Origin of the sequence: Cronobacter sp. EKM101R (genome assembly GCF_963888145.1) — a bacterium.
In the GTDB taxonomy this organism is placed as follows: Bacteria; Pseudomonadota; Gammaproteobacteria; order Enterobacterales; family Enterobacteriaceae; genus Cronobacter; species Cronobacter turicensis.
On sequence record NZ_CAWPHW010000035.1, the window covers coordinates 1 to 439 of the forward strand.

Annotated in this window: 1 pseudogene; it reads left to right on the plus strand. The window is 48.1% G+C overall.

The window, feature by feature from the left end:
- Nucleotides 1–439 (plus strand): annotated as a pseudogene (locus AACV31_RS17370) (replication protein); the annotation flags it as partial.

Sequence of the window (439 nt, forward strand, 5' to 3'; positions counted from 1 at the left end):
TACTGGTACCGGCCAGCAGAAGTGAGAGACGAATTTTCGGGAGCGCTGGTGGGTTATCGCAAGCGTTTTAATGGGGATAAGTTGCAACGCAGCTATCAGGCTTTTGCTGACCAGTTTGGTTTCTCAAAGAGGGAAACGACGGATGCGCTTAAACGTTTACGCAACGCCGGGCTGATTACGCTCGATCTCCTGACTGTAAAAACAGCAGCAGGTTCAGCAGTAAGTAATGTCCTGTTTGTAGGGGTTATTCCTGATGCCATCGCTGCCATCACCAACAGCTTCGATGCGGAAAGTGACATCAGCAAAAATGGAACAGCTATTACGTTGAAACGTAACACCCCCTCCGTTGAAACGGAACACCTGTTACGTCCTGACGTAGAGGGTCTTACGTTGAAACGTGACACGTATACAGAGATTACTACAGAGATTACTACAGAGA